We start from the raw sequence: 17,959 nt of genomic DNA on the forward strand, positions 1-17,959 counted from the left end.
CACGCACATGCTGAGGTTTCAGGCCGATGGACGGCGGTCATGCCTCGACATTGGCCGAATTTCTCATGCGGGGCAATCTCGGCTCGATCACGACTTCTCCTCGGCGGCAGCCGCCGCCCGCCGCACCGGCAGCGCCAGGGGCCGGTGCAGGACCAGGTACGCCGCGCAGCCGATCACCACGCCCCAGAAGGCCGAGCCCAGGCCGAACAGGCTCATGCCCGACGCGGTGGCCAGGAAAGTAATGATCGAGGCCTCGAGATGCTCCTTCTCGGCGGCCGCCGCGCTGAGGTTGCCGGCGATGGCGCCGATCAGCGCCAGCCCCGCCAGCAGGGCGACGAAGGTCACCGGCAGCGAAGTGAACAGCAGCACGATGCTGCCCGAGAACAGCGCCCCGAGCAGGTAGAAGCCGCCGTTGGCCACGCCGGCCACATAGCGCCTGGCGGGGTCGGGATGGGCCGCCTTGCCGGTGCACAGCGCCGCGGTGATAGCCGCCACCACCGTGGTGATGCCGCCGAACAGCGCCATCGGCAGCGACACCAGGCTCGTCACGGTGAGAATCGGCCGGGCCTGGACCTCATAACCGGCGCCGCGCAGGATCGCCATGCCCGGCAGGAACTGCCCGGTGAGGCTGACCAGCGCCAGCGGCAGGGCCAGGCTCAGGGTCGCGCCCAGCGTCCACTCGGGGCGAATCGGCTCGGGCGACGCCAGCCGCCACGACACGCCCGCCAGGCTGGCGCCCTCCAACAGCACCGCGAGCACGATCCCCACCAGCAGCAACAGCACCAGGAAGTAGCGCGGGAAGAGCCGCTTGAACCCCAGGTAGGCGGCGAGCATGCCCAGCGCCAGCAGCGGCGCCTCCTCCAGCGAGGTGAACACGCCGACGCCGAACTGGAACAGGATGCCGGCCATCATCGCTGCGGCGATGCCGGGCGGGATCAGCGCGACGATCCGATCGAAGGAGCCGCTCACGCCGACCGCGAAGACGATCAGCGCCGCGGTGAGATAGGCGCCCACCGCCTCGTTCAACGACAGCTCGGGAAACAGTGTGACCAGAAGCGCCGTGCCGGGCGCCGACCAGGCGGTGACGACGGGCACCCTGAGCCACAGGCTCAGCCCGATGCCCGACACCGCGGCGCCGATGGAGATGGCCCACACCCAGGAGCTCATCATCTGGGGGGAGATCTCCGCGCTCTGCGCGGCCTGGAAGAAGATCGCCAGCGGGCCGGCGTAGGAGATCAGCACCGCCACGAATCCGGCCGTCACGGCCGGCAGCGACCAGTCCTGGCGCAATGACATGTTTCACCTCGCATGGAAGAGATGGGGGATTTCAAACGGATAAAAAAGGCCCGTAGCGAGGGATCGACCACGGGCCAACGGAGGAAGGTCTGACCGCCCGCTAGCGCGCCGTGGCGGTCTCCCCCTGCGAGCTGCGAGACTCGCGGGAGAAATCGAAGTCGCGGAACTCCACCAGCATGGAGAGACCCGCCCCCAGCACCAGTGCCCAGAAGGAGGAGCCGATGCCGAGAATCTGGATCCCCGACACGGCGATCAGGAAGGAGAACATCGCCCCCACCTCATGCTTGCCGGAGAAGGTCATGTGCATGGCCGAGCTGATGACCCGCAGAAGCGCCAGCCCGGCGACGATGGCGATGAAGTAGCTCGGCATCGCCTCGATCAGGCTGAACACGAAGCCGTAGAAGGGCGCCGCCGTGACGAAGATGATGCCGACGATCACCGCCGCCACCCAGCGCTTGTCGTGGCTGCCGGCTTCCGGCCCCGAGCAGATCCCGGTCATCGGCGCGGCGATGCAGGTACTGTGCAGGTTGAAGAAGGCCGACACCATGGTGCCGAAGCCGCCCAGGGCGGTGATCGCGTTGGCCGGGGCGCTCTTGTAGCCCATGCCCTTGACCAGCCCCACCCCGGCCGGGGTCTCCATGCCGACGAGAATCAACGCCAGCGGCAGGCCGTAAGCCAGGAAGGCCTCCAGTGTAAAGGCCGGCATGATGAACTCGGGCAGCTTGAAGGAGAACGTCACGCTCGAGAAATCGGCGCCGGAGAGCGCCATGTAGCCAACGCCCACCAGCAGCGTGACCACCAGTGGCGGCACCCGGCGCAGGTAGCGCGCGGCGAAGAAGAAGGAGAGGATCATGATCGCCGCCGGCACCAAGGCATTCTGCAACGGCATCACCATGTTGGTGCCGAACTTGAGCAGGATGCCCGCCACCATGCCCATCACGATGGGCATCGGAATCAAGCGCATGACCAGGCTCATCCACCCCGCCAGGCCCACCACCAGCGCGATGCCCCCGGCGATTAGCGTGGCGCCAAGCGCCTCGTTGAGGCCCACCAGGGGAATGACGGCGGCGAACAGCAGCGCGCCGGGGATCGAGTTGGCCATCGGCAGCGGCAGCCGGTAGTAGGCCGGCAGGAACAGCCCGAACAGGCCGTTGATCATCAGGTAGCTGATCACCCACAGCAGGGTGAATTCCTGGGGGAGCCCCGCCGCGGTGCCGGCGCTGATGTGGATGACGCCGGCGCTGAGGCCGAAGATCCCGGCCACCACGCCGGCACTCAGGTTGTCGGCGTTGAGGTCACGGATGAAGTCGCGTGGCGCCGTGGCGAGTCCGGCGCCCTTCTCGATATGTTTCACGGTGTACTCCAGGGGAATGTTGTTATCGTTGAGTGAGTGGTGCGTACCGGTGAACGTGGCGTGAAGAACGATCAGCCGCTATCACCTCCCGCCACCGGCAATACGCAGCCGGTGATGTAGCCGGCCTCGCGCGAGGCCAGGAACAGGATCGGGCCGGCCTGTTCGTCGAGGGTGCCGTAGCGCCCCATGAAGCTGGTGGCCTTGGTCTGATCGATCAGCTGCTGGTACCACGCCTTCTCCTGCTCGCTGGGCTCGGCGGTGTTGCGCGGGATCACCCGCGGCGGCGCCTCGGTACCGCCGGGGGCGGTGGCGTTGACGCGAATGCCGTGCTCGGCGTACTCGAAGGCCAGCGCCACTGTCATGGCGTTGACCCCGCCCTTGGCGGCGGCATACGGCACCCGGTTGATGCCGCGGGTGGCCACCGAGGAGACGTTGACGATGTTGCCCCGACTCTCCAGCAGGTAGGGCAGCGCCGCGCGACAGCACCACAGGGTGGGAAACAGCGAACGGCGCACCTCGGCCTCGATCTGCTCCGGCCGGTAGTGCTCGTAGGGCTGGGCCCAGATGGTGCCGCCAACGTTGTTGATCAGCACGTCGACCCGGCCGTAGTGCCCCTGGACCTGGCGCATCACGCCCTCGGCGCCTTCCCAGCTCTCCAGGTCGGCCTTCAGGGCGATCGCCTCGATGCCCGCCTCGCGCAGCTCGGCCGCCACTGCATCGACATGCTCGGCGCGATCCACCAGCGCCAGCCGGGCGCCCTCGGCGCCGGCGCGCTCGGCGACGCGCCGGCCGATGCCCTGGGCAGCGCCGGTGATCACCATCACTTGCTCCTGGAAACGTGAGCCTTCAAAACGCGCGCTCATGCCACCGCCTCCTTGGCTGTTTCCGGGGCCAGGCTCGGGGTGAACTTCTCGTAGTGGAAGCTGGCCGGCGAGATGCCCTGCTCGCGGAAGTGGGTGAGCACCGCATCCACCATCGGCGGCGGCCCGCACAGGTAGACGTCGACCTCGCCGTCGTGGAGCAGCTCGGGGGCCATGTGGTGGGTCACGTAGCCCTTGCGTGGATGCTCGCTCGCCGCATCGGCCACCACCGTGGTGTAGGCGAAGTCGGGCAGCGCCTCGGCGAAGGCGTCGAGCTCGTCGAGCTTGACCAGGTGGTCGTCGACGTTCACTCCGTAAAGCAGTCGCACCGGCTGGTCGCAGCCGCGCGCCTGCAGCTGGCGCAGCATGGAGAGGAACGGCGCCAGCCCGGTGCCGCCGGCCAGCATCAGCACGGGGCGCTCGACCTCGCGCAGGTAGAAGCTGCCCATCGGCCCGGTCAGGGTCAGGTCGTCCTCGGGTTTGGCCGCCCCGGTCAGGTAGCCGCTCATCAGGCCATTCGGCACGTTGCGGATGAGGAAGCTGGCACGGCGCCCGCCGGGCAGCGAGCTGAACGAGTAGGAGCGGGTCTCGTCGCGGCCCGGCACCTGGATGTTGACGTACTGCCCCGGCAGGAAGGCGAGCCCCTCGCCTTCGTCAAGGTCGACGACCAGCTCGAAGCTGTCCTCGGAGAGGCGCTCGACTTCGGCGACCCGGCCGGGAAACTCGCCGACGCCGGTCTTGCACAGGGTCGAGGCCACCGGCACCTGCACCACACAGTCCGACGACGGCACCATCTGGCAGGTCAGCACCTTGCCCTCTGCGAGTTCTTCGTCGGAGAGCGCCTCGTCGATGTACTCGTCGCCCAGGTCGAACTCCCCCTGCTCGCAGCTGCCCTTGCAGGTGCCGCAGACACCGTCGGAGCAGTCCATCGGCAGGTTGACCTTGTGGCGATAGGCGGCGTCGAGCACCGTCTCGCCGTCCTTGCAGCTGATGAAGCGGGTCACACCGTCTTCGAAGTTGAGGGCTATGGTGTAGCTCATGCTCGTCTCCTCCCACCGGGATCGCGGTCGCTCAGACGTGGTAGACGTCGATGACCTGGTGGATGTAGTCGTTGTTCAGCACCACCTTCTTGTAGGTGATCAGCGGCGCGACGCCGCTTACGTCCAGGGTGTAGAACGACGTGCCGAAGTAGGCGCTGGTCTGCTGGTAGCGATGGCTCAGGGTGTGCCAGTTGAAGCGCAGCTCGACCGTGTCGCCCTCCTGCGAGAGCACCTCCAGGTTGGAGACCTGGTGGGTGGTGCGCGGCTCGGGAATGCTGGTCGCCCCGGAGCGCTCGGTCTTGATGCGGTAGACGCGGTCCTCCAGCCCCTCGCGGTTGGGGTAATAGATCAGCGAGATCTCGCTCTGCGGGTCCTCGGTCAGCCGGTCGTCGTCGTCCCAGGCCGGCATCCAGAAGACCACGTCCTTGTGGTAGCAGGTCAGCCACTCGTCCCACTGGCGGTCGTCGAGCAGGCGGGCCTCGCGATGGACAAAGGCCTGAATATCGAGATAAGTCATGACGGTGCCCTCCCTCAGGCCGACGCGGTGGCAATGAACTGGCTGCGCTCTTTTTCGATGGCGCGCAGCATCTCCTCGACCCAGTGCTTGTGGTGCATCACGTAGAGGCCCTCGTCCTCGGGCGAGGCGCCGCTGAGCAGCGGCTTCATGTCGATGGCGCGGGCATTGTCGTCGGCGCCCTCGATCCACTGCTTGGCGCCGCGGGAGAGGTCGTTCCACTCGGCGTCGAGGCCGGCGTAGCCGTTCTGGCAGGCGCGGAACTCCTCCAGGTCGTCCGGCGTGCCCATGCCGCTGACGTTGAAGAAGTCCTCGTACTGACGGATACGCAGGGCGCGGTTCTCGGCCGATTCGCCCTTGGGCGCGAAGCAGTAGATGGTGACCTCGCTCTTGTCCACGGCGATCGGCCGGATCACGCGGATCTGAGTGGAGAACTGGTCCATCAGGTAGACGTTGGGGTAGAGGCAGAGATTGCGGGTCTGGTTGACGATGGAGTCGGCCCGCGCCTCGCCGAGCTCCTGCTCGATGCGCTCGCGCTGGGAGTAGACCGGGCGCACCTCGGGGTTGAGCAGGCGCGTCCACAGCATCATGTGGCCGTTCTCATAGGAGTAGAAGCCGCCCATGCTCTTCGACCAGCCATTGGCGTCCACCGCCTTGGTGCCGCCGGCATCGTAGTTGCGCCGCTCCATGGTCGAGGCGTAGTTCCAGTGCACGGTGCTGACGTGATAGCCATCGGCGCCGTTTTCGGCGCCCAGCTTCCAGTTGCCGTTGAAGGTGTAGGAGGAGGTGCCGCGCAGGATCTCGATGCCCTCCGGCGCCTGGTCGACGATGTTGTCGATGATCTTGGTGGTCTCGCCCAAGTATTCGGTGAGCGGGGCGACGTCGGCACTCAGGCTGCCGAACAGGAAGCCGCGGTAGTTCTCGAAGCGCGCCACGCGCTTGAGGTCGTGGGAGCCCTCCTGCTTGAAGCCCTCGGGGTAGGCGCCGGTCTTCTCGTTCTTGGCCTTGAGCAGCTTGCCGTCGTTCTTGAACGACCAGCCGTGGAAGGGGCAGGTGAAGGTGCCCTTGTTGCCGCGTTTCTTGCGGCACAGGGTGGCGCCGCGGTGGGCGCAGGCGTTGATCAGCGCGTGCAGCTCGCCCTGCTTGTCGCGGGTGATGATCACCGGCTGGCGGCCCATGGTGACGGTCATGTAGTCACCCGGTTCCGCGACCTGGCTCTCGTGGGCCAGGAACAGCCAGTTGCCCTCGAAGATGTGCTTCATCTCCAGCTCGAAGAAGGCCGGGTCGGTGAACATGCTGCGATGGCAGCGGAAGATGCCGTTCTCGGGGTCGTCGACGACGGCTCCGCGAACGCGCTTCTTGAGACGATCAAGCTGTGCGGTCATGGCTCCAACTCCTCGTGGCTCTTGTCAGGTCGTGAGGCTCCCCTACCCGCCGGCCAAGGCCGGCGGGGGAGCGCTTCGTATCGTCAGGTGACTTGCGGAAAGCGTCGGGCGATCAGGCCTCGGCGGGCTCACGCTTGCCCGCTGCCGCCTCGTCCTCCAGCGCACGCGGGCGCTTGTGGCGGCTCTGCAGTTCGGGGTCGGCGGTCGAGGCTAACTCGACGTCGAATACCACCTCGGTGAAGGGGGCTTCGAGCCCGCGCTTGGCGGCCTCGGCTGCGTCCTCGATGCGGGTGGCCTCGACCACCAACTCCTCGCGGGTGGCGAAGGCGAAGTCGTCGTAGGTGTACTCATCGCCGGCCAGATTGATCTGGGTGGTCAGGTGACGATGACCCGGCGCGGAGACGAAGAAGTGGATATGCGCGGGGCGCTGGCCGTGGCGACCCAGCAGCTTGAGCACCTGGTCGGTGGGGCTGCCTGCCGGCACGCCGTAGCCGGAGGGGATGATGCTGCGCGCGCGGTAGCGTCCCTCGGCGTCGGCGAGGATGGTGCGGCGCAGATTGTATTCAGACTGCGAGGGATCGAAGAACGAGTAGTTGCCCTTGGAGTCGGCGTGCCAGATCTCCACCTGGGCGCCGGGGATCGGCTTGCCCTGGGTGTCGCGCACCTGGCCGGTCAGCCACATGACCTCGGCGTCCGTGTCGCTACCGTCGTCCATGCGCGCCTCGCCCTCGGCCACCGGTGCGCCCGCCACGTAGAGCGGGCCCTCGATGGTGCGCGGCGTGCCGCCGGTCAGGCCGGCCTGCTCGTCGGCAGCGTCCATGCGCATGTCGAGGTAGTGGTCGAAGCCGAGCCCCGGGGCCAGCAGGCCGAACTGGCTCTCCTTGCCCAGCTCGTTGAGCAGGCTGACGGCGGACCAGAACTCCTCCGGGGTGACGTCGAAGTCGTCCATCAAGCGATAAACGTCGGAAAGCAGGCGATGCAGGATCTGCTTGGCGCGGTGGCTGCCGCCCTGCTGGTCGAAGCCGGCCACGGCCTTGAGAAAGTTCTGTACCTCGGGGGTGTCATGGATCTTCACGGTCATGGGTCTGTCCTCGTTGTCGTTGGTTGCCCCACGGGGCTGGCGTGAATCGTCGGGATCAGCTGTCGTCGTCACGAATGGATGAGGGGTGGCGGCACAGCGGCTTGACGCCGATCTCCATCCACGGGAAGAGCGGCAGGCCCGCGACGATCTCCTGCAGCTCGGCGTTGTCGCGCACGTCGAAGATGCTGACGTTGGCGTAGCTGCCGGCGACCCGCCATAGGTGGCGCCACTTGCCCTGCCGCTGCAGCTCCTGGGCGTACTCCTTCTCGCGTGCCTTGATCGCGGCGGCCTCTTCGGCCGGCATCGACGGCGGCAGCTTGACGGTCATTTCCACCTGAAAAAGCATGAGTGCGTTCTCCTGTCACTGGCGGGTGTAGTGGGCGAGCTTGTCTTCATCCAGGGTGATACCCAGCCCCGGCCCTTTCGGCAGCTCCACGCCGAACTCGCCGTAGGCCAGCGGCTCGGCGACGATATCGTCCTTGAGCAGCAGCGGGCCGAACATCTCGCTACCCCAGGCCAGCTCGGGCAGCGTCGCCCAGGCGTGCAGCGAGGCGGCGGTGCCGATGGTGCCCTCGAGCAGGGTGCCGCCGTAGAGGCCGATGCCGGCTGCCTGGGCGACCTGGGCCAGCGCCAGGGCACCGCGCGGGCCGCCGGCCTTGGCGATTTTCAGCGCATAGGCGCCGCTGAAACCGGCCGCCGCCAGGGCGAAGCCGTCGCGGGCGTCGGCCACCGCCTCATCGGCCAGCATCGGCACTTCGAAGCGATCCGCCAGACGAATCAGCCCGGCATGCTCGCGGGCGGGTATGGGTTGTTCGATCAGCTCGATGCCGGCGGCCTGCAGCGCGGCGATGCCGCGCACGGCGGTGCTCTCGTCCCAGGCCTGGTTGACGTCGACCCTGATGCTCGCCCGCTCGCCCAATGCCTCCTTGATCGCGGCCACGTGGCGCACGTCGTCGTCCACGGCGTTGGCGCCGATCTTGAGCTTGAAGTCGCAGTGACGGCGCTGCTCCAGGCGCTGGAAGGCCTCGTCGATGTCGCGGCCGGTGTCGCCGCTGGCCAGGGTCCACAGCACCGGCAGGTGGTCGTGGCGCGCGCCGCCGAGCAGCTCGGCCACGGGCAACCCCAGGCGCTTGCCCTGGGCATCGAGCAGCCCGGTTTCCAGCGCCGACTTGGCGATGGCGTTGCCTCGGGCATGGCGGTCGAGGCGTGCCCGCAGCGCCGCAACGGCGCCCGCCGGCTGACCGATCAGCAGCGGCGCCAGGTAGGTGTCGATGTTGCGCTTGATGCTCTCGGGGCTCTCGGGGCCGTAGGCAAGCCCGCCGATGGTGGTGCCCTCGCCCAGGCCCTCGACGCCGTCGGAGTCGCGCAGACGCACGATGACCAGCGTCTGATAGGCCATGGTGGTCATGGAGAGCTTGTGGGGGCGGATGGTCGGCAGGTCGACCAGCAGCGTTTCGATGGACTCGATGACAGATGACATGCGCGCTCCGGCGGTTCGGTGTTTCGATACCTTGGCAGTCTGCTTGCCCCGACGCGGCCGAACCAATATCGTTTAGGTCCCGAGCCATACCCTGGAGGTATCATGGAGCTGCGACACCTACGCTATTTCTGCATGGTCGCAGACGAGCTCAACCTGACCCGGGCAGCCGCCAAGCTGCACATGGCCCAGCCACCTTTATCCAGGCAGATCAAGCAATTGGAGAGCGAGATAGGCGCAGAACTGTTCGAGAGGAGCGCGCGTGGGTTGCGCCTGACGCCGGCGGGACAGTTCTTCCATGAGCATACTCTGCAGATACTGGAAAAGGTCGACACCACCGTCGCAGCCACCCAGCGCCTGGCCCGCAGCAAGCGCGTGATGTTCGGCATCGGCTTCGTTCCTTCGGTGTTCTACGGGCAGTTGCCGCTGCTGGTGCGGGAATTACGACAAAAGGATAACGTCGAGCTGATGCTGGCCGAGCTGACCACGGTGCAGCAGATCAAGGCGCTCAAGAGCGGACGCATCGACATGGGCTTCGGCCGCATGCGTATCGACGACCCCGATGTAGAGCAGGAGAACCTGTTCGACGAGCCACTGATGGCGGCGCTGCCCGAAGGGCATCCGCTGTCAGAGACCAAGCCGACCCTGGCCCAGCTCGCCGAATATCCGCTGGTGCTGTTTCCCGCCCAACCGCGCCCGAGCCTGGCCGATATGACGCTGGGGCTGTTTCGCCGCCGCGGCCTCAAGGTCACCGTGGCGCAGGAGGCCAACGAGCTGCAGACGGCGCTGGCACTGGTCGCCTCGGAAATCGGCATCACCCTGGTGCCGGAGCAGGTCAAGCGCGTGCGTCGCGACGGCATCGTCTACGTCTACCTCGCCGACCCGGGCCTGACCTCGCCGGTGATCTGCAGCCGGCGCAAGGGCGAGGCGCCCTCGACGATCATGCAGGAGGCCAATGCCATTCTCGAGGTGCTGGTGGAGAATCGCCGCAGCGGTAGATATCCATGAACTGTCGGTGAAGGGTCAGTCGACTGGCCGGGCCACGACCAGGCACGATGTCCGACTGCCATGACGCGACAGAAGCGTGAACTCCTCCAGCGCCAGGCCGGCGTCGCGAATCTGTTCCTTGAAGGCATCCTCGTAGGTCACCTGGCCGAAATCGATGCTGGTGAGCCGCTTGAGCATGGGCTTGAGGCGCTCCATGAAGCGTGAAGGCCGCTGCTGGATGGTCTGGGTGAAGTAGAGTCGTCCGCCCGGATTGAGCAGTGTGCGGCAATGGCGCAGTGCCCGCTCGGGCTCCGGCAACAGCATGAAGCTGGCGGAGAAGTAGACCGCATCGTAGGGCCCGCCGCGATGATCGTAGACGGACTCGAGACGCACCTCGGCACGCTCGATCAATAAGGAATCGTGCAGCCGCCTACGGGCACGTGCGACGTAGTCGGCGTCGATATCGATGCCGGTAATGCGCAGGCGCTTTTGCTGCACCCGTTCGGCGTTGGCCAGCAGCGCCCCGGCGGTACCGACCCCGACGTCCAGCACCGTCGCCCCCTCGGGCAACCGCTCGAGTACCTCGGCGTACCAGCGGGCGGTGAGCCGCAGAATCAGGGTGTCGTAGAGCAGGCTTCGGAGCATGTCTCGCATCTCAGCAGAACGGAGGCGCGCACCGATGAACCAGTGCTATCGGCTCAAGATAAGTCGTAGCCCCAAACCTCCCAGGCAGCTGGCTGTCACCCGGTCGATGATGCTCTTGAAATGCATGTAACCATCTCGAAAACGTGGGATGGAAAAGGCACAGGCGACAAAGGAAAACCACACGAACTCATTCAGAAAAACAACCAGCAGAAGCGCGGCTATCAGGCCATTCGAAGGCTGTGGAGGCAGCAGCGTGATCAGGATCGAACCCATGAAGACAACCACCTTCGGATTCGACAACTGTACCAACAACCCTCTAAAGAATGATTTGCACTGTGAAACGGCTGGCTTGGCAACTGAGACATCAAAGTGCATGGGTAATTTGGCATTTCGCCAGAGCTGAAACGCGAGATAAAAAAGATAGGCAGCACCGACGACCTTCATGCCGGTATAGACCCAGGGGGCCATGGCGAACAGCAAATGAAGCCCGAACAACGCGGCAAGCACCCAAATCACCGATCCCACCCCAATGCCGAGTGCCGTCCAGATTGCCGCATTCCGCGAGGTGGAGATCGCTGATCGGGCCACTACGAGCAGGCTCGGTCCTGGGCTGATAACGGCCAGTAGATGTGCAACGCCGACTCCAACCAGAATCAAGAGGAGTTCCATGGGCTACCTCGTTAAATTAAATGGCGGCGGGTCAATAAGCGCATTCTGGACCAGTTCGGCACTCTTTGCCTTGCGAAGGAACGGAATGTGGCCAACGAGCAGCAGAACTCGCCGGTGACTTGCAGCCGCCGCAATGGCGACTCGTGGCACTCCGAGAGGGACGGATCGTCATTTGCCCTGGCGGTCCGAGGGATGGTTGATGCCATCCGATACCAGCACCTCGCCCAGCTCGAAAGGATTGACGCCCTCCAGGCAGCCGACGTTGTAGCCATATTCATTGGGATCGGAACGCCGCTGGTGGTGCGTATAGATCCCGCAGTTCGCGCAGAAATAGTGTTTCGCTGTCCTGGTGTTGAACTGGTAGAGCCTCAAGACATCCTCGCCCTTGACGACGCGCAGCCCATCGAGACCCACCGAAGCGACGATGGCGCCTTTTCGCCGACAGAGGGAGCAGTCACAGCGTCTCGGGTTCTCGATCCCGTTGGGAAGTGTCAGCTCGCGTTCGACCGCACCGCAGTGGCAGGTCGACTTGTGCTTGAGCCGTATCTCGGTATTGCCGACGTTCCTGATCATGTCCCTACCTAAACATTTCTGGATTGGCACGTATCTCTTTAACGCCATCACCTTGCACTGGGTCTCTCAAGGAGCGCAACAGACAAGCCAGCCGCAATGAATGCCGCTCCCGCACCCAAATTGAGCCCCAGGATTGTCCGTGGACTTTTCTGCAACCACTGCGACAGGAAAGAGGAAAAGATACCCAGGAGAGTGAAAGTCACGAAGGCCAGCAGCACGAGCCATATCCCCAGAACCAGCGACTGCCACTCAACGGCACCCTGCACAGGCGACACGAACTGAGGAAGGAAGGCAAGAACGAACAGCGCCGGCTTGGGGTTGAGAAGATTGGTAAGGAATCCCGATACGAACATGGATGACATCGTCGTCCGTTTCTCGGGGAACAGAGAAATCATATCTCTCGAGCGCAGGATATTCAGCCCGACCCATATCAAGTACGCAGCGCCGACAATCTTCACTACGGTGAAAGCCACTACCGAAGTCTGCATGAGCACCACCAACCCGAAAACTGCAGCCAGCACGTGAATCATGAGCCCGCATGAAGCTCCCGCACTGGACACCAGTGCCGCCAGGCGCCCTTGGCTGAGCCCACGGCTAATCGCCAGAATATTGTCCGGCCCGGGAGCTAGAATGATCAGGATGCAAGCGGCGGTATAGGCGATCCACGTTTCGATCGATATCAGCATTCCCTTCCTCCCCTCGTCGAATACCGTTCGAATCACGCTACGACGCAGCACCCCGGCATCTTCGGAATGAGGCGTCATTTGACACTAGCACCAACAGGGAAGAGGCAACAGACAGTTGATCCTCCAGCTCTCTGTAAAAACCGTCCCAGACCAAGGTCGGGTTGCGACGCGTCTGCTGGAGCGCAACCATTTGGCGAACGCATGTGCGCCAGGTGCACTCACGATCTCGCTTACCAAGGTCCGAACATGACAGAACCCTGCGCAATCGTCACCGGCGGCGCCCGCAATATCGGTCAGGCGATTGCCCTGCGCCTGCAACAGGACGGCTACCGGACCATAGTGCTGGACATCGTCGAGCCAGAGGCCGGGTCGCTCAGGGCCGATGCACGCCAGGTCGACCTCGCCGAGGTTGAAGCGACTCGGGCGGTACTCGCGGAGATCGTCGAGACCCATGCCGTGGAGTGCCTGGTCAATAACGTGGGAATCGTCGCACCCGCGCTGCTCGACGAGACGCGAGTGGAGGATTTCGATCGCCTGATGCACCTCAACGTGCGCTCGGCACTGGTCTGCACCCAGGCGCTGTTGCCAGGCATGCGCGAAAGGCGCCACGGTCGTATCGTGATCAACGCCAGCCGTGTGGTGCTGGGCAAGGAGGCGCGCAGCCTCTACAGCGCAACCAAGGGTGCGCTGCAGTCCATGGCCCGCACCTGGGCGCTGGAGCTGGCCGGGGACGGCATCACGGTCAACTGCGTCGCACCCGGCCCCATCGCCACCACCGCCTTCTGGGAGAACAACCCGCCGGACTCCGAGCGTGCGCGGCGCATCATCGACAACATCCCGGCGCAGCGCATGGGTCAGCCCGAGGACGTGGCCCAGGCGGTGAGCTTCTTCTGCGACGCGCGCAGCGGCTTCATCACCGGCCAGACCCTGTTCGTCTGCGGCGGCGTCAGCGTCGGCTGATTCGCTCTAAACGACCCCGCGCTTTCTCAGTTCGGCAACCTCCCCCGGTGCCTTGCCGAGCAGTCGCGCCAGCACGGCCTCGGTATCCTCGCCAAGAGCCGGCGGCGCCTTGCGATACTCGATCCGCGTGCGTGAGTACTTGATCGGGTTGGCCACGCCGGGTACCGGTCCGTGATTGGACTCGAGTTCGATCTTCATCTCCCGCGCCTTGACCTGGGGGTCGTCGAAGACCTGGGTGATGTTCTGGATCGGCCCGCAGGGCACCGCGATCTCGCTGAGCAGCGCTATCCATTCTTGGCAGGTGCGCGTACGCGTGATCTCGACCATCAGCGGCACCAGCTCGAGGCGATGTCGGACCCGCTCGGGATTGGTGGCGAACCGCACATCCTCAGACAGCTCGGGCCGTCCCACCGCCCGGCAAAAGCGCTGGAACTGGCCGTCATTGCCGATGGCGATGATCACTTTCTCGCCGTCGGCAGTGGGAAACGGCTGATAGGGCACCAGGTTGGGGTGGTACTCGCCGGTGCGGCTGGGCGACGTGCCGCTGCAGAAATAGTTCTGCGCCTGGTTGGCCAGCCAGCTCACCTGCACGTCGAGCAGCGCCATGTCGATGTACTGCCCTTCGCCGGTCAGGTGACGATGATGGAGCGCGCCGAGGATGGCGATGGTGGCGTTCATGCCGGTGGTCAGGTCTGCCACCGCCATGCCGACCCGCTGCGGACCGGCGCCGGGTTCGCCGTCGGCCGCGCCGGTAATGCTCATCAGCCCGCCCTGGGCCTGGATCAGGTAGTCGTAGCCGGCCTTGGCGGCCATCGGCCCGGTCTGGCCGAAGCCGGTGATGGAGCAGTAGATCAGCCCGGGGTTGATGGCCTCGAGGGTGGCATAGTCGAGCCCCTTGCGCGCCAGGCCGCCACTCTTGAAGTTCTCCACCAGGATGTCGCTCTGGGCGGCCAGCTCGCGGATCAGCGCCTGACCCTCGGGCTTGCTCATGTCCACGGTCACGGAATGCTTGCCACGGTTGGCCGAAAGATAATAGGCCGACTCGCGGGTCTCGTTGCCGTCGCGATCCTTCAGCCAGGGCGGTCCCCAGTGGCGCGTGTCATCGCCGCTCACCGGACGCTCGACCTTGATCACTTCCGCGCCCATGTCGGCCAGTATCTGGGTGCACCAGGGGCCGGCCATCACGCGGCTCAGGTCGAGCACGCGCAGGCCTGTCAGCGGTCCCGCCATGTCATTGTCTCCGCTCGCTGTGGTTCCACCCTTGTGGATTCCGCCTGTGCTTGGTGTTTACGGCGTCTCCTGCGTCGTCTCGCTGGTTGTCGGCTGGCGACGCGCAGTGGCGTAGCGGTAGAGCGCCAGCAGGATCGAGCCCAGCGTCAGGGCGATGAAGAACCAGGTGATCGGACCACGCACGAAGATCGAGAGATCGTTATGGCCGATCAGCAGCGAGCGACGCAGATTGTCCTCGAACATCGGCCCGAGGATGAAGCCGATCAGGAAGGGGGCCGCCGGAATCGCCGCCCGGTTGAAGATGTAACCCAGTACGCCGAAGCCCAGCATCAGCCAGACGTCGAAGGTGTCGTTGTTCACGGCATAGGCACCGTAGACGCAGAACATCAGCACGATGGGAAAGAGGATCTCCTTGGGGATGTCCGCGATCAGCGAGAAGTACTTGATGGCGCCGTTGCCCACCAGCAGCAGCACCAGCGAGCTGAACATGATGCCCATGAACAGGGCATAGATCAGCGGCAGGTTCTCCTGGAACATGAGCGGGCCAGGCGTCAGGCCATGAACCATGAAGGCGCCGAGGATGATGGCGGTGATCACGTCCCCCGGAATGCCCAATGACAGCAGCGGAATCAGGGTCGCCCCGGCCACGCCGTTGTTGCCCGCCTCGGCCGCGGCCACGCCTTCCACCTCGCCCTTGCCGAAATTGTCGCGATTGGGCGAGCGGCGACGGGCGTCGCTGTAGGAGATGAAGGCCGCGGCGGTGGCCCCGGTGCCGGGAATGGCGCCGATGATCACGCCGATCAGGCTGCCGCGGATGATGCTCTTCAGGCAACGCTTGAGCTCCGCCAGCGAGAGGCCCGCGCCGCTGGCCTTGGCCTTGAGGTGAGGCAACGCCTTCTTGCGATAGAACTCGATGATCTCGGGAATGGCGAACAGCCCGATCAGCAACGGGATGAACGAGATGGAGTCCATCAGGTTGTAGTTGCCGAAGGTCAGCCGCTGGGAGCCGAAGACCTCGTCCAGTCCCACCAGCGAGAGCAGGATGCCCATCAGCGCGGCGAGCAGCCCCTTGATCATCGAACCGCTGGCCAGCGAGATGATGATGGTCAGCGAGAAGCAGATCAGCCAGAAGAACTCGGGGGCACCGAAGTTCAGCGCGATCTTGGCCAGGTAGGCGGCAAAGAAGATCAGCGCGATATTGGAGATGAAGTCGGCGATCACCGATGAGTAGAGTGCCGTCTTGAGCGCCTTCTTGGCATGGCCCTGCTGGGCCATGGGGTAACCGTCGAGCAGCGTACAGGCGGAAGCCGGCGAGCCCGGGGTACGGATCAGGATGGCGGTGATCGAGCCGCCGTACATGCCGCCCTTGTAGATGCCCACCAGCAGCAGGATGGCCGCCACCGGCTGCATGGAGAAGGTGAACGGCAGCGCCAGGGCCACCGCCATGGTGGCGGTCAGGCCGGGGATCGAACCCACCACCACGCCGATGACGACACCCAGCGCAATGGCCAGGAAGTTATCCAGGCTGAGGAAGAGATCGAGGACTTCCGACAACATATCCATAGGTCACCGAAGGCGGGGGTGAGAGCGAGCACCTTTCATCAGAACGGCATCAGCGGCAGCGGTACGTTCATGACCTTCACGAACAGGAAGGTGACGGCAACGGGAAACACGAATGCCAGGCCATAGACCCACCAGGTCCTGACCGGATGCGCGGCAAACAGGATCAGGGTGGCCAGGATGCCGCTGATCACCGCGCCCAGCGCCTCGAACAGGCCCACATAGACGACCAGGGCCACCACCATCATGGCGGAGCGCAGCCAAGGCCCCTTCTCGATACGCCGGCCGTCCTCCTTGTCGGTGTTGTCGACCAGCAGCCCCTGAACGATCAGCAGGCACGAGAAGCCGAGCATCAGCCAGCCCACGATGCGCGGCAGCCAGCGCGGCGACATCATCGGGTTCTGCAGGATGGGCGGCTCGCCAATGTAGTTCGGAATGAGATAGAACAGCAGTGCGGCAGCGGCGGCCAGCAGCACAGACCCTGCCAGAACATCGCCGGGGTCACGGAGCGCCCTGACACGCTTGGGAAACGAGGTCGACATGACACCCCTCCACGGACACACGAGCGAGGCGAGGACGATGCCCTCGCCTCAGCGGCTGTTTGCGTTCGGCCCTCCGCGTTACTGGCTGATGCCAGCCTGCTCGGCAACACCCTGCCAGCGCTCGACTTCTTGCGTGATGAATTGCTTGAACTCCTCGCCGGCCACCTGGCCCGGCTCGGCGCCCAGTTGATTCGCAAAGTTCACGAACTCCTCGCGCTGCATCACGGCGTCGAGCGCCTCGCGCATGGTGTCCTGGGCGTCCTGGGGGAAGGACTCATGGGCAATCAGGCCGAACCAGGCGGTGGTTACGAACTGATCGAGGTTGTAGTCACCGATCTCGGTCAGGGTCGGCACGTCCGGCAGGTGCTCGGAGCGTTCGGCGGAGGTCACCGCCAGGGCCTTCAGGTCGCCGGATTTGATGTGCGAGAGCACGGTCGGCATGTTCTCGAAGGAGACGTCGACGTCGCCACCCAGCAGGGCCGGCAGCGCCGCGCCGCTGCCGGCGAAGGGAACGGCCGTCATGTTGGTCTCGGTCAGCGTCTTGAACAGCTCGCCCGACATGTGGATGGAGCTGCCCACCCCACTGTGACTGAAGGTCATGTTCTGCTCGCGCGCCGCCTCGACGAACTCCTCGACGCTGTCATAGGGGCTGTCGGCCGGCACCACCATCACGTTGGGGATGTCGATCAAGTTCTGCAGGAAGACGAAATCCTCGACCGGGTCGTAGGCCAGGTCGGGATAGATCGCCGCGCCGATGGTGTGGCCAGGGGACGCCATCAGGATGGTGTGATCGACGTCGCGGCCGCCGCGTGCCAGGCGGCCGGTGGCCACGGTGGAGCCCGCACCGGGGCGATTCTCGACTACCACGTTGGCGTCCAGTTCCTCCTGCAGCAGATCGGCAACGCGACGCGACAGCACGTCGGTGGTACCGCCCGGCGCGTAGGGCACGACGAGACGCACGTCGTCGGTCGGCCAGTCGTTGGCTTGGGCCGTCGAAACGGACATCGCAACAGCCAGACCACCGCTGCATGCCGCCAGGCATGCCTTCCTGAGTAAGCTCGTCATCACGCCACCTTTTCTTGGTTTAGCTTCGCCAGATT

19 protein-coding genes are annotated in these 17,959 nt (G+C 65.1%); 2 read left to right on the forward strand and 17 right to left on the reverse strand.

The annotated features are described in order from the left end of the window. Positions 1-87: 87 nt before the first annotated feature. The 9 genes from ACRWQA_RS19835 to ACRWQA_RS19875 form a co-directional block, all read right to left on the reverse strand. Complete coding sequence (locus ACRWQA_RS19835; protein WP_434230022.1) at positions 88-1,296, reverse strand: benzoate/H(+) symporter BenE family transporter; 1,209 nt, start codon at positions 1,294-1,296, stop codon at positions 88-90. A 100-nt stretch (positions 1,297-1,396) separates the two neighbouring features. Continuing rightward, positions 1,397-2,650, reverse strand: coding sequence for a benzoate/H(+) symporter BenE family transporter (locus tag ACRWQA_RS19840; protein ID WP_434230025.1), 1,254 nt, complete (start codon positions 2,648-2,650; stop codon positions 1,397-1,399). Between the two features lie 71 nt (positions 2,651-2,721). Beyond that, entirely contained in the window at positions 2,722-3,513 is a 792-nt protein-coding gene (gene benD / locus ACRWQA_RS19845) for a benzoate diol dehydrogenase BenD (protein ID WP_434230027.1), read from the reverse strand. Further along, positions 3,510-4,550 (reverse strand): benzoate 1,2-dioxygenase electron transfer component BenC, encoded by a 1,041-nt coding sequence (benC, locus tag ACRWQA_RS19850; RefSeq protein WP_434230030.1) that lies wholly within the window; start codon positions 4,548-4,550, stop codon positions 3,510-3,512. The genes benD and benC overlap by 4 nt, the downstream gene beginning before the upstream one ends. A gap of 31 nt (positions 4,551-4,581) precedes the next feature. Then, the gene (gene benB / locus ACRWQA_RS19855; protein WP_263581429.1) at positions 4,582-5,067 is read right to left on the reverse strand and encodes a benzoate 1,2-dioxygenase small subunit; all 486 of its coding nucleotides are present in this window, start codon (positions 5,065-5,067) and stop codon (positions 4,582-4,584) included. Between the two features lie 14 nt (positions 5,068-5,081). Further along, a complete protein-coding gene (locus tag ACRWQA_RS19860; RefSeq protein ID WP_434230032.1) occupies positions 5,082-6,449 on the reverse strand; it encodes a Rieske 2Fe-2S domain-containing protein in 1,368 nt (455 codons plus the stop codon). Between the two features lie 112 nt (positions 6,450-6,561). Beyond that, positions 6,562-7,530, reverse strand: a complete 969-nt coding sequence (catA, locus tag ACRWQA_RS19865) for a catechol 1,2-dioxygenase (protein ID WP_263581431.1) — start codon at positions 7,528-7,530, stop codon at positions 6,562-6,564. A 55-nt stretch (positions 7,531-7,585) separates the two neighbouring features. After that, positions 7,586-7,876 carry a muconolactone Delta-isomerase gene (gene catC, locus ACRWQA_RS19870; RefSeq protein WP_434230035.1) on the reverse strand — a complete coding sequence of 97 codons (291 nt, stop codon included), beginning with the start codon at positions 7,874-7,876 and terminating at the stop codon, positions 7,586-7,588. Positions 7,877-7,891: 15 nt separating this feature from the next. Further along, positions 7,892-9,010, reverse strand: a complete 1,119-nt coding sequence (locus ACRWQA_RS19875; protein WP_434230037.1) for a muconate cycloisomerase family protein — start codon at positions 9,008-9,010, stop codon at positions 7,892-7,894. Positions 9,011-9,112: 102 nt separating this feature from the next. On the opposite strand from ACRWQA_RS19875, the gene ACRWQA_RS19880 reads away from it, so the two are divergent. Beyond that, positions 9,113-10,015: a LysR family transcriptional regulator gene (locus ACRWQA_RS19880; protein WP_434230039.1), complete on the forward strand. Its 903-nt coding sequence runs from the start codon at positions 9,113-9,115 to the stop codon at positions 10,013-10,015. Positions 10,016-10,030: 15 nt separating this feature from the next. Here ACRWQA_RS19880 and ACRWQA_RS19885 read toward each other — a convergent pair whose 3' ends face one another. The 4 genes from ACRWQA_RS19885 to ACRWQA_RS19900 form a co-directional block, all read right to left on the reverse strand. Continuing rightward, positions 10,031-10,639, reverse strand: coding sequence for a class I SAM-dependent methyltransferase (locus ACRWQA_RS19885; RefSeq protein WP_434230042.1), 609 nt, complete (start codon positions 10,637-10,639; stop codon positions 10,031-10,033). A 45-nt stretch (positions 10,640-10,684) separates the two neighbouring features. Further along, positions 10,685-11,308 (reverse strand): LysE family translocator, encoded by a 624-nt coding sequence (locus ACRWQA_RS19890; protein ID WP_263581436.1) that lies wholly within the window; start codon positions 11,306-11,308, stop codon positions 10,685-10,687. Positions 11,309-11,476: 168 nt separating this feature from the next. After that, positions 11,477-11,881, reverse strand: a complete 405-nt coding sequence (locus ACRWQA_RS19895) for a GFA family protein (RefSeq protein WP_434230045.1) — start codon at positions 11,879-11,881, stop codon at positions 11,477-11,479. Between the two features lie 47 nt (positions 11,882-11,928). Continuing rightward, positions 11,929-12,567: a LysE family translocator gene (locus ACRWQA_RS19900; RefSeq protein WP_434230048.1), complete on the reverse strand. Its 639-nt coding sequence runs from the start codon at positions 12,565-12,567 to the stop codon at positions 11,929-11,931. Positions 12,568-12,813: 246 nt separating this feature from the next. On the opposite strand from ACRWQA_RS19900, the gene ACRWQA_RS19905 reads away from it, so the two are divergent. After that, the gene (locus ACRWQA_RS19905; RefSeq protein WP_434230051.1) at positions 12,814-13,527 is read left to right on the forward strand and encodes an SDR family NAD(P)-dependent oxidoreductase; all 714 of its coding nucleotides are present in this window, start codon (positions 12,814-12,816) and stop codon (positions 13,525-13,527) included. Between the two features lie 6 nt (positions 13,528-13,533). Here the strand turns inward: ACRWQA_RS19905 and ACRWQA_RS19910 are convergent, their stop codons facing one another. The 4 genes from ACRWQA_RS19910 to ACRWQA_RS19925 all read right to left on the reverse strand — a co-directional run bounded on the left by ACRWQA_RS19910 (position 13,534) and on the right by ACRWQA_RS19925 (position 17,864). Further along, complete coding sequence (locus ACRWQA_RS19910) at positions 13,534-14,757, reverse strand: CaiB/BaiF CoA transferase family protein (protein ID WP_263581439.1); 1,224 nt, start codon at positions 14,755-14,757, stop codon at positions 13,534-13,536. 57 nt (positions 14,758-14,814) lie between these two features. Continuing rightward, positions 14,815-16,320, reverse strand: coding sequence for a tripartite tricarboxylate transporter permease (locus ACRWQA_RS19915; protein WP_263581440.1), 1,506 nt, complete (start codon positions 16,318-16,320; stop codon positions 14,815-14,817). A gap of 38 nt (positions 16,321-16,358) precedes the next feature. Then, a complete protein-coding gene (locus ACRWQA_RS19920) occupies positions 16,359-16,859 on the reverse strand; it encodes a tripartite tricarboxylate transporter TctB family protein (RefSeq protein WP_434230054.1) in 501 nt (166 codons plus the stop codon). A gap of 78 nt (positions 16,860-16,937) precedes the next feature. Beyond that, entirely contained in the window at positions 16,938-17,864 is a 927-nt protein-coding gene (locus ACRWQA_RS19925) for a Bug family tripartite tricarboxylate transporter substrate binding protein (RefSeq protein WP_263581442.1), read from the reverse strand. Positions 17,865-17,959 lie beyond the last annotated feature (95 nt).

This window comes from Billgrantia sp. C5P2, from assembly GCF_051062895.2.